Source organism: Phenylobacterium sp., assembly GCF_035944335.1.
In the GTDB taxonomy this organism is placed as follows: Bacteria; Pseudomonadota; Alphaproteobacteria; order Caulobacterales; family Caulobacteraceae; genus Phenylobacterium.
Map to the genome: position 1 here is coordinate 1 of NZ_DASZBG010000002.1, position 14194 is coordinate 14194.

Annotated in this window: 12 protein-coding genes; 8 read left to right on the forward strand and 4 right to left on the reverse strand. The window is 70.3% G+C overall.

Annotated elements, in window-relative coordinates; all coding sequences use genetic code 11:
• Positions 1 to 111 precede the first annotated feature (111 nt).
• Positions 112 to 249: a hypothetical protein gene (locus VGT80_RS00140; RefSeq protein ID WP_327451770.1), complete on the forward strand. Its 138-nt coding sequence runs from the start codon at positions 112 to 114 to the stop codon at positions 247 to 249.
• A 34-nt stretch (positions 250 to 283) separates the two neighbouring features.
• Here the strand turns inward: VGT80_RS00140 and VGT80_RS00145 are convergent, their stop codons facing one another.
• Positions 284 to 757, reverse strand: a complete 474-nt coding sequence (locus VGT80_RS00145; RefSeq protein WP_327451772.1) for a DUF3429 domain-containing protein — start codon at positions 755 to 757, stop codon at positions 284 to 286.
• 123 nt (positions 758 to 880) lie between these two features.
• On the reverse strand, positions 881 to 3415 hold the full coding sequence (locus VGT80_RS00150) for a peptidoglycan-binding protein (protein WP_327451774.1): 2535 nt from the start codon (positions 3413 to 3415) through the stop codon (positions 881 to 883).
• Between the two features lie 277 nt (positions 3416 to 3692).
• On the opposite strand from VGT80_RS00150, the gene VGT80_RS00155 reads away from it, so the two are divergent.
• On the forward strand, positions 3693 to 3896 hold the full coding sequence (locus VGT80_RS00155) for a hypothetical protein (protein ID WP_327451776.1): 204 nt from the start codon (positions 3693 to 3695) through the stop codon (positions 3894 to 3896).
• On the opposite strand, the gene VGT80_RS00160 is transcribed toward VGT80_RS00155, so the two are convergent.
• Both VGT80_RS00160 and VGT80_RS00165 read right to left on the reverse strand, forming a co-directional pair.
• Positions 3865 to 5601: a bifunctional lysylphosphatidylglycerol flippase/synthetase MprF gene (locus VGT80_RS00160; RefSeq protein WP_327451778.1), complete on the reverse strand. Its 1737-nt coding sequence runs from the start codon at positions 5599 to 5601 to the stop codon at positions 3865 to 3867. The genes VGT80_RS00155 and VGT80_RS00160 overlap by 32 nt on opposite strands.
• Positions 5602 to 5772: 171 nt before the next feature.
• On the reverse strand, positions 5773 to 6174 hold the full coding sequence (locus tag VGT80_RS00165; protein WP_327451780.1) for an endonuclease domain-containing protein: 402 nt from the start codon (positions 6172 to 6174) through the stop codon (positions 5773 to 5775).
• A gap of 209 nt (positions 6175 to 6383) precedes the next feature.
• Between VGT80_RS00165 and VGT80_RS00170 the strand changes: the two genes are divergently transcribed.
• The 6 genes from VGT80_RS00170 to VGT80_RS00195 all read left to right on the forward strand — a co-directional run.
• Positions 6384 to 7607 carry an acyl-CoA dehydrogenase family protein gene (locus VGT80_RS00170; protein WP_327451782.1) on the forward strand — a complete coding sequence of 408 codons (1224 nt, stop codon included), beginning with the start codon at positions 6384 to 6386 and terminating at the stop codon, positions 7605 to 7607.
• Positions 7608 to 7627: 20 nt separating this feature from the next.
• Complete coding sequence (locus VGT80_RS00175) at positions 7628 to 8842, forward strand: acyl-CoA dehydrogenase family protein (protein ID WP_327451784.1); 1215 nt, start codon at positions 7628 to 7630, stop codon at positions 8840 to 8842.
• A gap of 62 nt (positions 8843 to 8904) precedes the next feature.
• Positions 8905 to 10098, forward strand: a complete 1194-nt coding sequence (locus VGT80_RS00180) for an acyl-CoA dehydrogenase family protein (protein WP_327451786.1) — start codon at positions 8905 to 8907, stop codon at positions 10096 to 10098.
• Positions 10099 to 10269: 171 nt separating this feature from the next.
• Positions 10270 to 11487, forward strand: a complete 1218-nt coding sequence (locus VGT80_RS00185; RefSeq protein ID WP_327451788.1) for an acyl-CoA dehydrogenase family protein — start codon at positions 10270 to 10272, stop codon at positions 11485 to 11487.
• A 237-nt stretch (positions 11488 to 11724) separates the two neighbouring features.
• Positions 11725 to 12933 carry an acyl-CoA dehydrogenase family protein gene (locus VGT80_RS00190; protein ID WP_327451790.1) on the forward strand — a complete coding sequence of 403 codons (1209 nt, stop codon included), beginning with the start codon at positions 11725 to 11727 and terminating at the stop codon, positions 12931 to 12933.
• Positions 12934 to 13147: 214 nt separating this feature from the next.
• A partial coding sequence (locus tag VGT80_RS00195; protein WP_327451792.1) for an acyl-CoA dehydrogenase family protein occupies positions 13148 to 14194 on the forward strand: 1047 nt, incomplete at its 3' end.

Below are 14194 nucleotides of genomic sequence, written 5' to 3' on the forward strand. Positions count from 1 at the left end.
CGCATGGGGCTTGCCGTTCCGCGCGAAAGGGATCACCCCAGACACACCGGCCCGATCGAACCGCTCCCGCGCCCTGCCCCGCAGCGCGCCGGCCGAGCCCTGGAGATGACGATGGCCAAAGGCCAGAAGAAGTCCAACCGCGAAGTCCGCAAGCCCAAGCAGGCGAAGGCCAAGGCGGCGCCCACCTCGAGCGCCACCATGGGCAGCGTCGACAAGGCCAAGGCGTCGTCCTTCGGCGGCAAGCGCTGATCGGCCCGGCGTCGCTGCGCCACGGCGCGCGGTCCTAGCCGCGGATCGCCTGGTCCAGGCAGACGGCAAGCGAGACGCAGGCCGCCGTGGTGATCGCGGTGGAGAGCTGCGGATAGCGCGCGGGCACGTCCGGCCCCTGGTGGTCGAACAGCCACTGCAGCAGGAAGGCGGCCATGGCCCCGGCCAGGATCCAGCTGTCCGGCGCCTGATGGCGGGCGAGCAGCAGCAGCCAGGCGGCCACCGCCGACAGCACCGAGATGACCTGGCGTTCCCAGCGGGGCCGCCGGCGTCCGGTCTCCATCCCCCAGCGGACGCCGCCCAGGAAGCTCATCACCACCGCCGACCAGGTGAGGATGATGGTGAGCGCCGGCCGGGCCATGTCGTGCGGGCCGTAGCCATAGAGCAGCGCGGAGATCGGGAACGGCGCCAGCGCCAGGCCGGCGATGGCCCAGAGCGCGACGGGCGGCGCCTCGTGACGCGAGCCGACCTCGGTCTCGTCCATCAGCATTCAGTCCCTCCGAAGCACGGACGAAGCCCCCAATCGGCCGCCAGTGCGAAGGTCAACGCAAGCTTGAGTTGAGACCATGACCCGCGATCCGCCCAAAGGTAAAGGGCCGAGGACCTGTGGGGTCTAGCGGGTGAAGACCGACATCTGGGACAGGGTGTTCGGATCGAGCGCCCCGGTCTGCGGCAATTCGTGGTCGCGCTGGAAGCTCTGGACAGCGCTCTTCAGCTCCGGCGAGGCGGCGCCGCTAGGGCTCCCATGGAAGTAGCCGAGCTTGCCAAGGACGCGCTGGGCCGAGGCGATCCTGGTGCTGCCGGAGGCTTCGGCCTGGGCGGCGATCTCGCTCCTCGGCCGGTAGGCGGCGACGGCCTTGTCAGCGGCGGCCAGGGCGGCGGGCGAGAGCTTGGCTTCCAGGTCGACGGCGTTGGCGCGGGCCTGGCCGTCGCCGCCGGCCGCGGCGATCGAGAACCACTTGTAGGCCTCGGCGAGGTCGCGCTCGACGCCGGAGCCGGATTCGTAGAGCAGGCCGAGATTGTACTGGCTGTCGACGACGCCGGCCTGGGCCGCCTCGCGGAACCATTTGGCGGCGGCCGACAGGTCCTGCGGGCCGCCCTCGCCGCGGAAATAGTAGAGGGCGAGGTTGTGCATGGCCGAACGGTCGCCGCCCTCGGCGGCGCGCGTGGTCCACCGACGGGCCTCGGCGGGGTTCTTGATCACGCCGGAGACGCCGGTCTCGTAGAGCTTGGCCAGGTAGAACTCGGCCGGGGCGTAGCCGGCCTCGGCGATGGCCTTGAGACGGGCGAGACCGCCGGCCTGGCCGGTCTCGATGTCGCGCACGGCCGCGGCGTAGTCGAGCGACGGCTGCGGCTTGGGCGCGGACGGCTCGGCGGGGATCTCGCCGGCCGTGGGCGCGGTGGGGCCGAGCGGCTGGGGCGCGAGCGCGACGGCGGCGCGCGGGGCGGTCTCGGACAGGGGCGCGGACGCGGCCTCGGGCATCACCGAGCCTGAGCCGCGGCCTTCCATCAGGACCACGCCGGCGGCGCCGACGCTGAGGAAGGCGGCGCCGCCGGCCAGCATGAGGGCCGTCTGCCAGGTGGAGGGCGGCCGCGCGGCGGCGCGGAAGCCGAGCGCGCTGAACACGCGGCGCGCGCCGGGACGGCCGCCCGCGCGGCGCTCGGCGGCGGTGGCGAAGATGGAGGCGCCAGCGACGTGCGGCCCGGCGGCCCCGGCGGCCTCGCCGCGCGCGGCGAGCCTGGCCTGTTCGATGACCTCGCGGGTGGAGAGCGGGCGACCCTGCTCGACGGCGGCGTCGGCCTCAGCGTCCTCGTCCTCGGGCTCGGCGTCGACGTCGAGGAAGGCTTCGTCGGGCCCATCGGAGAGTGGCGTGAAGTCCTCGGCGGCGGCCAGGGCCTCGCCGGCCAGCGGCGCGCTGTCGTCGGCGTGGAGCTCGGCGGGCGCGGCTTCGGCGCGGGCGAACAGCTCGGGGCCGAAGGCATGCGTCGGCGGCGGGTCGTCGGCGGCGGCCTCGGCGAGGCGCTCACGGGTCCCAGCGAGGCTGGCGTCCAGGCCTTCGCGCGCGGTCTCCAGCAGCTTGGCGGTGCGCTCCTCGCTCTGGCGCAGGCGTTCGGCGACGTCGCCGGAGAGGCGCTCGTGGCGGTTCTCCATGCGCTCGGTGACCAGGGCCACCTGCTCGCCCACGTCGTCGATGGCCTGGGCGGTGCGGCGCTCCGACTGGGCGACGCGGTCGGTGAGGCGTTCGGTGACGCGGCCGATCTCGGCGCCCAGTTTCTCCAGGGCGTCGGCCTGGGCCTGTTCGGCGCGCGACAGGCGGCTTTCCACCACCGCGCCGATGCGGGCGATCTCGCCGCCCACCTGTTCGACGGCGACGGCGGCCTGCTGCTCGGCCGAGGCCAGGCGGCGGGCCATGGCGTCGGCCAGCGACAGGACTTCCTGGCCCATGCGCTCGATGGCGCGGGCCGAGCGCTGCTCGGCGGCGGCCACGTGGCCGGCCATCTCGGCGAGGCGGGCCTCGACGCCCTGGGCGCTGGAGGCCTGCAGGCGGGTGACGGCCTCGACCCGGGCGGCCTCGACGCGGGCGCCGAGGTCGGCGGCGAGCGCTTCCAGCCGGCGGTCGATGTCGAGCGGCGCGCCGCCTTCCAGCGAGCGCAGGCGTGAATCGAGGATGGCCAGGGAGGTGCGCAGCGCATCGACCGCTTCGGCGGTGCGGGCCTCCGCGCCGGACAGGCGTTCGGCCAGCCGGCCGGCCAGGTCCTCGGCCACGGCGGACTGGGCCGCGCCCTCGCCATAGATGGCGCGCAGCGCCGTTTCGGAGCGCGGTCCGGTCGCATCGCGCAGGGCTTCGAGGTCGAGGCGCTCGCCGGCCTGGTCGAGGCGGGTGGCGACGGCCAGCGTCTGGCGCTCGGCGGTTTCGATGCGGGCGATCGCCTGGCGCACCGAATGCTCGATGCCGGTGATGGCCAGGCCGGTGCGGGTTTCGGAGGCCTCGATGCGGTCGGTCAGCCGGTCCAGGGCATGGGCGACGCGGGCGAGATCGTCCGGCCGGTCGCCCGCCGCGACACTGGCCAGGCGCACGCGGGGCGCGTCGGCGAGGCGGCGAGGACGGTCGGTGAAATCCGCTTCGGAGAAGATCTCCTCGGGCACGTCGTCCTCGAGAATGACACGGTTAAGCCACTCGCCTAACGTCATTCCGGAACGGCGGGCAAGGTCCTTAGCGACCTCGCGGGCCTTTGGATCGATCCCCTTGACGCTCCAGGGCGCCCCCGCCGTCATCGAATCGCTCTCCCACTTGCAAGGAGGCTACGCACCGATTGCTGGGGTGTAAACGCAACCCTGACGCTAGATGTTGGGGTTTGGGGGCTTCTCCTGTGGATGACATCGGCTCTGCGGCGAGCCGCCGCGGCATGCTAAGCGGGGCCGGATGAGCCTTACTGTCACACTGGGCCTGATGGTCCTCATCCTGGGGATCGGCGGCGTCTGCGGCTGGCGCGGCGCCGCGCCCCCCAATCCGCACCGCGGCCCGCGGCTGATCCCCTACCGCTTCCTGATGGTGCTCTGCGGGGCGGTGGCCCTGTACCTGGCGGCGCACGTGATCAACCTGCTGGGGGTGACGACGGGGCGGTGATCGCCCCACCGGGATGAGCGGATTGAGGGGATGGCGCGGGCGCCGCGCTGTCTTCCGGCTTCTTCGGCCGTTTGGAGAGGCCCGACACGCCGCCGGAGGAGAGGAGGCCGACGTCGGCCATGAGCAGGGGGATGGTCCATTTGTGGGGGGCGGCGATGTAGCGGGGCTGCCAGAGCGGGTCGTACTTGTCCTTGTAGCGGCGCACGCCCTGGAAATTGTAGATTTCCTCGCCGCGCTCGAAGAGCAGGTTGCCGACGCGGCTCATGATCGGGGCGAGCGGCCGGTCCTCGAGGCCGGCGAGCGGCGCCATGCCGAACTCGAAGGCCGCGTAGCCCTCGCTCCGGCCCCAGGCGATCAGCTCGACGAACAGATAGTCCATGATGTTCTTCGGCGCGTCGTCGGCGTAGCGCATCAGGTCCATGGAAAAGGCGCTGCGGGCGGCCGTGGTCCAGATGTTGGCGAAGGCCACCGGGCGGCCGTGGTTGCGGACCAGGGCGATGGGGAACTCGGCGATATAGGCCGGCCAGAAGCCGCCCATGGAGAAGCCCTTTTCGCCGCCTGCATGGTGGGCCAGCCAGTCGTCGGAGATGACCTGCAGCTCGGGCAGCAGGGCGCGGACCGCCTCGCCGGAGAGGATCTCGAAGCTGGCGCCCTCCTCGCCCGCCTTGCGCCAGGCTCTACGCAGGTTGCCCCGCTTGCGGCCCTCGATGGAGAAGGTCTCCAGCGGCACGGTGGCGCTTTCGCCGACCTTCTGCAGGGAGAAGCCCATCTCGACGGCGTCGGGCAGGTCGTCGGCGGCCAGGCCGTAGAGCCCCGGCCGGGCGGCGTGGGAATCGGCCAGCTCGCGGAACGCCCAGAACAGCTCCAGCCGCTCCTCGCGCTTGCCGACCGGCGAGCCCAGGGCCAACCAGCTGCGGCCGCGCACGCCGAACATCAGGAAACTGTCGCCGGAGGCGGAGAACAGGAAGCGCTTGTCGCCCAGCAAGGCGAGGTTGGAGGACGGCTCGGCCACCTCGGCGGCGGAGAGGATATTGCGCACGCGCTCGAATTCCGGATCGGCCTCGCCGGTGACGCCGGGCGTGGCGGCCGAGGCGAACAGGCGCCACAGGCCGAAGGCGAAGAGGGCGACGGCGGCCCCGGCCCAGGCGCGCACGGCGCGCTCGGCGTCGGCGTCGGCCATCACCCGCCACCAGGGCTGGTCGGCGTAGTCGGCGTGCTGGAACGACCACAGGCCCAGGAGGCCCGCGCCGGCCACCGCGCAGGCGGCCGAGACCAGCCAGCCGGGGGTGATCTCCATCCGCGTCAGCCGGGCGCGCCTGGGGAAGGCGGTGCGGAACGGCAGCAGCGCGACCAGCAGGGTCGCCAGCGCCGCGGTCTCCTCCCAGTTGAGGCCCTTCAGGAGGGACAGCGGGGTCGCCAGGGCGAGACCCGAAATGGTCGCCACCCAGGCCGCGCCCAGCCGGGCGCGCAGGCCGAAGGCGAGCAGGATCAGCGCCAGACCCAGGATGCTGGACAGGAAGTGGCTGGCCTCGATCAGATAGACCGGAGCGACTTCCAGCAAGCGCATGAAGCGCACTGGCTCCGACGGCGTCGCGCCCGAGGCCAGCAGCAGGAACCCGGCGGCCAGCGTCAGGACAGCGGCGGTCCAGGGCGCGGCGGCGAAGGCGGCGGGCTTCAGGTCGCGGAGATTGCGGAGGAAATCCATGGGTCCCTTCGGTTGCGGCGGCCTTATAGACCCGATTTGCCGCGTAGGGCGTGCGTCCTTCCGTTCGCTCCTCTCCCAGGCGCGCAGCGCCATGGGAGAGGTTGGGAGAGGGCGGCGCCGGCGGTGGGGACCCTCCGGGCCTTGGACCCGAGCCCCGCGAACTCGCCGTCTTCAGGCCCGCCGATCGATCTGGCGTGCGCGCCTGGCCGGATCGGATTCCCGGCAGGCGCTCAGTATCGTCCAGCAGACGCCGTCGAAATCCTGTTCGATCTCGCGGTTCCAGAACCGCAGCACCGTCAGTCCACGCTGCGAGAGGTAGGCGTCGCGGCGGGCGTCCCGATCCGCCCGCTCGGCGTGCACGCCCCCGTCCAGTTCGACGCCGAGGCCTGCCTCCAGGCAGAGGAAGTCCACGATGAACACCCCGACCGGCGCCTGCCTGCGCCATTTCCAGCCCTCAAGGCGGCCGCCTCGCAGCGCGTCCCACAGCCTCGCCTCGGCGTCCGTCTGGTCGCGACGGAGGCGGCGCGCGCGGTCACGGCGGAGCTTCCAGGCGACGGAGACGATGCGAGCCATGGGTGAGCTCCTCGGTCCAAAGCTAAGTGTGGTCGAGCCGCCTGCGCCGCCCTCACCCGGCCTCTCCCTTGGCGCTACGCGCCTGGGAGAGGAGCAGGCTAGAACAAATTGAGAACATGTGCAAATGAAACAAGCGTTCGGTTCGGCTTGGCGGGCGCGGGCGCGGGGCGCTAGAGTGGCGCGCTGATCCCCAGCTTCAGGAGCCCCCCATGGCCGATTTCGGCGGCGCCGAACTCGAGACCTTCCGCTCGGAGGTCCGCGACTGGCTGGCGGCCAACTATCCGCCGGAGCTCAAGAGCGCCGAGGCCAAGACCGATCCGGAAGCCGTCTGGGGCGGCCGCGCCTTCGAGGGCTCGAGCGATCCGCAGATCGTCTGGATGGCCCGGATGGCGCAGAAGGGCTGGACGGCGCCGACCTGGCCCAAGGAGGTCGGCGGCGGCGGTCTGGCGCCGCAGCAGGCGCGCGTGCTCGACCAGGAACTGGCGGCCGGCCGCTACCGCCCGGCGCTCCTGTCATTCGGGCTGTGGATGCTGGGACCGGTGCTGCTGGAATACGCCAACGAGGCGCAGAAGGCCGAGCACCTGCCGAAGATCGTCCACGGCAAGATCCGCTGGTGCCAGGGCTATTCGGAGCCGGGCGCGGGCTCCGACCTGGCGTCCCTGCAGACCCGCTGCGAGGACAAGGGCGATCACTGGCTGATCAATGGATCGAAGGTGTGGACGAGCTATGCCGACCGGGCCGACTGGTGCTTCTGCCTGGTGCGCACAGACGCCTCGAAGAAACATGAGGGCATCTCCTTCGTGCTGATCGACATGGCGACGCCGGGCGTGGAGACGCGACCGATCCAGCTGATCTCCGGCGAGAGCCCGTTCTGCGAGACCTTCTTCACCGACGTGAAGATCCCCAAGGGCAATCTGGTGGGCCGCATGAACGGCGGCTGGGAGATCGCCAAGCGGCTCTTGCAATACGAGCGGCAGAACATCTCGGCGGGGTTCGGCGAAGGCGGCGGGGTGGGCGGCGGCTCGGCGGCCGACCTGGCGCAGCTCGCCAAACGCTATCTCGGCGAGGAGGCGGGCGTTCTGGCCGAGCGGGACCTGCGCCGGCGGATCACCGAGAACAAGATGAACTTCCAGGCGCTGCGCCAGACCATCGGCCGCTCGGCGGCGGAATCGCGGGCCGGCAACGGACCCTCGGCGACCACCTCGATCATCAAATATGCGGCGGCCGAGTTCGCCAAGGAGCGCGCCGAGCTGATGGTCGAGGCCCTGGGCGCCCAGGCGCTGGGCTGGGAGGGCGAAGGCTATTCGCCGACCGAGATCGCCGCGGTGCGCGGCTGGCTCCGCACCAAGGCCAATTCCATCGAGGGCGGCACCTCGGAGATCAATCTGAACGTGGTGGCGAAACGGGTGCTGGGCCTGCCCGACCCGAAATAATTTCGAGAGGCTGGATTCAGATGGCGGATTTTGGAGCGACGGACCTGGAGGCCTTCCGGGCCGAAGCCAAGGCCTGGCTGGAGGCCAACTTCCCCAAGTCCCTGGCGCATGACGCCGAGGCGCAGCTCGCCAAGCTGCAGGCGAGGCCCGAGAGCGCCGAGGCCAGGGCCTGGCGCCTGGCGCTGGGCGCCAAGGGCTGGGGCGTTCCCACCTGGCCGACCGAGGTGGGCGGCGGCGGGCTTTCGCGGGCGCAGGCGCGAGTTCTTCAAGACGAGATGGCGGCCATCGGGGCCCGCAATCCGATCGGCGGGATGGGCGTCGCCTTCTTCGGCCCGACGCTGCTGGAATACGGCAGCGAGGCGCTGAAGCGCGAGCACCTGCCGGGCATCGTGATGGGCGAGGTCTGGTGGTGCCAGGGCTATTCCGAGCCGGGCTCGGGCTCGGACCTGGCGAGCCTGCAGACCTTCGCCGAGGACAAGGGCGACCACTTCCTGGTGAACGGGTCGAAGGTGTGGACGAGCGGGGCGCAGAACGCGGACCGCTGCTACTGCCTGGTCCGCACCGACCGCGCGAAGAAGCACGAGGGCATTTCCTTCCTGCTGATCGACATGAAGGCGCCTGGCGTCGAGGTGCGGCCGATCAAGCTGATCAACGGGACCTCGCCCTTCTGCGAGACCTTCTTCGCCGATGTGAAGGTCCCGAAGGACCAGCTGTTCGGCCCGCTGAACGGCGGCTGGACGGTGGCCAAGCGGCTGATGCAGTTCGAGCGCGACTCCATCGCCGGCAGCCTGGGCGGCGGCAACATCGGCCAGAGCGTGGCGATGGCGACCATCCCGGAGGCGGCCAAGGCCTACCTGGGCGTCGACGAGGCCGGCCGGCTGGCCGACGGCGACCTCAGGCGCCGGATCACCGACCACCTGATGGAGAACCGCGCCTTCCAGCTGACCATGAAGCGGGCGGCCGACGACGCGCGGGCCTCCAACGGTCCGTCCAACACCGCGGCGATCATGAAATACGCCGGCGCCAAGCTCGCCCAGGAGCGCAACGAGCTGATGGTCGAGGCCATGGGCCAGCAGGGCCTGGGCTGGGCGGGCGAGGCCTTTTCCGAGGCCGAGCTGTCGGCGGTCCGCACCATGCTGCGCTCCAAGGCCAATTCGATCGAGGGCGGCACCTCGGAGATCAACCTCAACATCGTGGCCAAGCGCGTCCTGGGGCTGCCCGATCCGCTCAAGTAGTCAGACCTGCCTACCGGTGCTATAATTTCATAAATATTTGAATTCATTAGGGAGAATTTCCGATGGCCGATTTCGGCGGCACGGATCTGGAAGCCTTCCGGGCCGAGGCCCGCGAGTGGCTCGAGGCCAATTTCCCCAAGTCGCTGGCCAATGCCGAGATGCAGATGATCCCGGGCGGCGAGAAGCCGACCGGTGACGCGCTGACCTGGAAGCAGCGCATGGCCGACAAGGGCTGGGGCGCGCCGACCTGGCCGACGCAATATGGCGGCGGCGGGCTGAGCGGCGCGCAGGCGCGGGTGCTGCAGCAGGAGATGGACCGGATCGGCGCCTACAACCCGGTGGCCGGCATGGGCACCTCGATGTTCGGCCCGACGCTGCTGGAATACGGCACGGAAGACCAGAAGCAGCGGCACATCCCGCCGATCGTCCGGGGCGAGCTGCGCTGGTGCCAGGGCTATTCCGAGCCCGGCGCCGGGTCGGACCTGGCCAGCCTGCAGACCAAGCTTGTGGACGCCGGCGATCACTGGGAGGTCCACGGCCAGAAGATCTGGACCTCGGGCGCGCAGTACGCCGACTGGTGCTTCTGCCTGGTGCGCACCGACACCACCAAGAAGCACGAGGGGATCAGCTTCGTGCTGATCGACATGCACCAGAAGGGCGTCGAGACGCGGCCGATCAAGCTGATCGCCGGCTCATCGCCGTTCTGCGAGACCTTCTTCACCGGCGCCCGCGTCGAGAAGAACGACGTGGTCGGGCCGCTGAACGGCGGCTGGACGATCGGCAAGCGGCTCTTGCAGCACGAGCGCTCCGGCCAGGGCGGCGGGCGGATGATGGCCGGGCCGAGCGTGGTCGACCTCGCGAAGAAATATGTGGGCGTCGACGACAAGGGCCGCATCGCCGATCCGGACCTGCGCACCCGGCTCGCCCGGCACATGATGGACGCCCGGGCCCACGGCCTGACGCTGAAGCGCGCGGCCGACGAGGCCAAGGGCAACATCAACCCCTCGGCGACCACCTCGGTGATGAAGAACTCCGGCACCTGGATCGGCCAGGAGAAGGCCGAGCTGACGCTGGAGATCATGGGCCACCAGGGCCTGGGCTGGGAGGGCGATGCGTTCTCCAAGGCCGAGCGCGAGGCGGTGCGCACCTGGCTCTCGGGCAAGGCCACCACGATCTTCGGCGGCAGCCAGGAGATCCAGTCGAACATCGTGTCCAAGCGGATCCTCGGATTGCCGGACACGACGCAGAACGGGTGAGAACAGTTGTTGCCCGCCCCATGAAATGGGGAGGGGGGACCATCGGCCGAAGAGCCGATGGTGGGAGGGGCAAGCCGGCGCACTGCCTGTGGCTCGCCCCCTCCACCACTCGCTCTGCGGCGAGCGGTCCCCCTCCCCCGCTTCGCAGGGGAGGAAAATAAGGAGCAAACCATGGCCGACTTTGGCGCCACTGAGCTGGAGACCTTCCGCGCCGGGGCGCGCGAGTGGCTGGCGGAGAATTTCCCCAAGAGCCTGAGCGGCGCGTCGCCGGCCATGGAGGGGCCGGAGGAACGGTCGGCCGAGCGCGACGCCTGGAAGCGGGCCATGGGCGAGAAGGGCTGGGGGACGCCGACCTGGCCGAAGGCCTATGGCGGCGGCGGACTCTCCAAGGACGAGGCCAAACTATTGGCCCAGGAGATGAACGCCATCGGCGCCTACAACCCGATCGGCGGCATGGGCGTGATCATGTTCGGCCCGACGCTCCTGGAATACGGCAACGAGGCGCAGAAGCAGCGGCACATCCCGCCGATCGTGAAGGGCGAGCTGCGCTGGTGCCAGGGGTTCTCCGAGCCGGGCTCGGGCTCGGACCTGGCGAGCCTGTCGACCAAGGCGACGGACGCCGGCGACCATTTCGTCGTCTCCGGCAGCAAGATCTGGACGAGCGGGGCGCATCTGGCGGACTGGTGTTTCTGCCTGGTCAGGACGGACCCCTCGAAGAAGCACGAGGGGATCAGTTTCCTGCTGATCGACATGAAGAGCCCCGGCGTGGAGCCGCGGCCGATCCTGTTGATCAACGGCACGACGCCCTTCTGCGAGACCTTCTTCACCGAGGTGAAGGTGCCCAAGGAGAACCTCGTGGGCCCGCTGAATGGCGGCTGGACCATCGCCAAGCGGCTGCTGCAGCACGAGCGGCAGGGGATCTCCGGTGCCGGGCAGCTGACGCCGGGCGCGCAGGCCGGCGCCGTGGGCGGGCCGGCGCTGGAGGTTCTGGCCAAGACCTATGTGGGCGTGGGCGAGGATGGCCGGCTGGCCGACGCGGACCTCCGCACCCGGATCACCCAGCACCTGATGGAGGCGCGCGCCTTCCAGCTCACAGGGCGGCGGGCGACGGAGGAGAACCGCTCGAACTCGGGGCCGAGCGCGGTGTCCTCGATCCTCAAGAACGTCGGCTCCAAGGTGCGCCAGGACCGGGCCGAGCTCACCGTCGAGGTGCTGGGCCATCAGGGCCTGGGCTGGACGGGCGAGGGCTTCGGGCCGGACGAGATCATGGCGACGCGGACCTGGCTGCGCGGCAAGTCCGGGACCATCGCGGGCGGGTCCTACGAGATCCAGAACAACATCATCTCCAAGCGCATCCTGGGCCTGCCCGAGACGACGCAGAAGGGGTGAGCTTCCCTGCCCTTCCCGTTCACGGGAAGGGGGGACCGTTCGCCGAGCGCAGCGAAGAGCGAAGGGTGGGAAGGGCGAGGGGCAGGCCGTGCGCTTGGCTCGCCCTCCACCGCCCGCTCTGCGGCGTGCGGTCCCCCTCCCCCGCTTCGCAGGGGAGGCAAGTGGGGGTAAGAGATCGGTGACGCCGGCGTCATTTCGCGCCGGATACGACGAGACGATATTTCAGGAGTGGATTTGATGGCCGATTTTGGTGGCAGCGACCTGGAGGCGTTCCGGGGCGAGGTGCGGGACTGGATCTCCGCGAACTTCCCGGCCTCGCTGAAGGGCAAGGCGAACCCGATGATGCGGGAGGAGCGCTCCAAGCCCTCCGCGGACCAGGAAGCCTGGCGCAAGGCCATGGGCGACAAGGGCTGGGGCGTGCCCACCTGGCCGAAGGACTATGGCGGCGGCGGGCTCTCCGGCGCCGAGGCCCGCGTGATCGCCCAGGAGCTGGGCCGGGCCGGGGCCTACAATCCGATCGGCGGCATGGGCGTGATGATGTTCGGCCCGACGCTGCTGGAATACGGCACCGAGGACCAGAAGAGGCGGCACATCCCGCCGATCGTGAAGGGCGAGCTGCAATGGTGCCAGGGGTTCTCCGAACCGGGCGCCGGATCGGACCTCGCCTCCTTGCAGACCCGCGCGGTGGACAAGGGCGATCACTTTGAAATCAATGGACAAAAAATCTGGACGAGCGGCGCGCAGTTCGCCGACTGGTGCTTCTGCCTGGTGCGCACCGACACCGCCAAGAAGCACGAGGGCATCTCGTTCGTGCTGTTCACCATGGACCAGCCGGGCGTCGAGGTGCGGCCGATCCAGCTGATCAGCGGCAACAGCCCGTTCTGCGAGACCTTCTTCACCAATGCGATCGCCAAGAAGGAAGACCTGGTCGGCCCGCTGAACGGCGGCTGGACCATCGCCAAGCGGCTGCTGCAGCACGAGCGCTCGGGCCTGTCGGGCGCCGGCGGCGGCGGCATGTTCGGCCAGACCAAGCCCCTGGAGCAGCTCGCCAAGGACTACGTCGGCGTCGACGAGAAGGGCCGCATCGCCGACAGCGACCTGCGCACGCGGATCATCCACAACGCCATCGACGCGCGGGCCTTCCAGCAGACGGCGTTCCGGGCGATGGCCGAGGCCAAGGGCAATTCCAGTCCCTCGGCGGCGACCTCGATCATGAAGAACGCCGGCACGCGGGTGTTCCAGGACCGCGCCGAGCTGACGCTGGAGATCATGGGCCATCAGGGCCTGGGCTGGGAGGGCGAAGGCTTCTCCGCCGACGAGATCACCGCCGTGCGCGGCTGGCTCGGCGGCAAGGCCACCACGATCTACGGCGGCAGCCAGGAGGTGCAGAACAACATCATCTCCAAGCGCATCCTGGGCCTGCCGGACCTGACGCAGAGCAAGTGATCCTGCCCTCCCCATTCATGGGGAGGGGGGACCACGCCCCGCAGAGGCGTGGTGGGAGGGGCAAGCCGGTGCAGTGCGCTTGGCTCGCCCCCTCCACCACCCGGCTCTGCGGCGCGGTCCCCCTCCCCCGTGAACGGGGGAGGCAGAAAAACCTCTTGATCCCCGCCGCTCAGCGGGGCCGAATTGAAACCAAGTTATTTCGAGGAAAACCGATATGGCCGTTCTGACCGAAGAACAGAGCATGTTGAAGGACGCGGCGAAGAGCTGGGTCCAGGAGAAGTCGCCGGTTTCGGCGTTCCGCAAGATGCGCGATAGCGGCGTCGAGCTGGGCTATGACGCCAAGGCCTGGAACGAGATGGCCGAGATGGGCTGGGCAGGCGTGATCATCCCGGAGGAATATGGCGGCTCCAACTTCGGCTATCTGAGCCTGGGCCTGATCCTCGAGGAGACCGGCCGCACGCTGACCGCCTCGCCCTTGCTGGCCTCGGCGCTGGGCGCGGCCTCGGCCCTGATCCTGGGCGGGACGGAGAGCCAGAAGCAGTCGTGGCTGCCGAAGATCGCCGAGGGCTCGGTGGTGGCCACCCTGGCCGTCGACGAGGGCCCGCACCACAATCCGGAGAAGGTCGCCACCGAGTTCCGCGACGGGACGATCACCGGCAAGAAGACCTTCGTGCTGGAAGGCATGGCCGCCGACCTGCTGGTGGTCTCGGCCAAGGGCGGCGACGGCATCGGGCTCTATCTGGTCAAGGCCAAGGGGCCCGGCGTGACGCGCCAGCGCCTGCACCTGGCCGACAGCCGAGGCGCGGCCAACATCACCTTCGACGGCGCCCCGGCCGAGGCCCTGACCGGCGGCTATGAGATCGTCGAGAAGGTGCTCGACCGGGCCCGCGCCGGCGTCGCCGCCGAGATGCTGGGCGCCGCCACCCAGGCCTTCGAGACCACCCTCGACTACCTGAAGACCCGGGTGCAGTTCGGCCAGGTGATCGGCTCCTTCCAGGCGCTGCAGCACCGGGCGGCCAAGATGTTCACCGACCTGGAGCTGTCGCGCTCGGCGGTGGAAGCCGCGCTGACCGCCATCGACAACGACGCGCCGGATACGCCGGAGCTGGTGAGCCTGGCCAAGGCCAAGATGGGCGACACCTTCCACCTGGTCTCCAACGAGATGGTCCAGATGCACGGCGGCATCGGCATGACCGACGCCCACGACGCGGGCTTCTACCTGAAGCGCGCCCGGGCGGCCGAGGCGGCGTTCGGCAACCAG